The 262-nt window shown below is 50.0% G+C and carries 1 protein-coding gene; it reads right to left on the bottom strand.

What is annotated here, in order from left to right; translation table 11 throughout:
* Positions 1–262: cadherin-like domain-containing protein (locus A6D97_RS21975; protein ID WP_170791808.1), on the bottom strand; the 262-nt coding region annotated here is incomplete at both ends.

Below are 262 nucleotides of genomic sequence, written 5' to 3'. Positions count from 1 at the left end.
ATCTGACGCTTGCGATAGCAATTGCTCTTGGCTTAGACGAATCGAACCATCTTCGTCGATTGAGTACGCTAGGTCGCCAGACACTGGCGCATCATCAACCGCTGTAACACTCACATCGATGTTGGCAGAGACCGTATCGGTGCCGTCAGACACATCAAAACCGAAGTTTACGTCACCATTGAAGTTTTCATTCGGTGCGAAGGTGTATGTACCGTTGCCATTGTCAGTAAGGATACCGTCGCCACCATCGTAGGTCACACCT

Origin of the sequence: Vibrio sp. ZF57 (assembly GCF_001691235.1) — a bacterium.
In the GTDB taxonomy this organism is placed as follows: domain Bacteria; phylum Pseudomonadota; class Gammaproteobacteria; order Enterobacterales; family Vibrionaceae; genus Vibrio; species Vibrio crassostreae_C.
The sequence above is the reverse complement of the archived record's forward strand: the minus strand, read 5'-3'. Positions and strand labels throughout refer to the sequence as shown.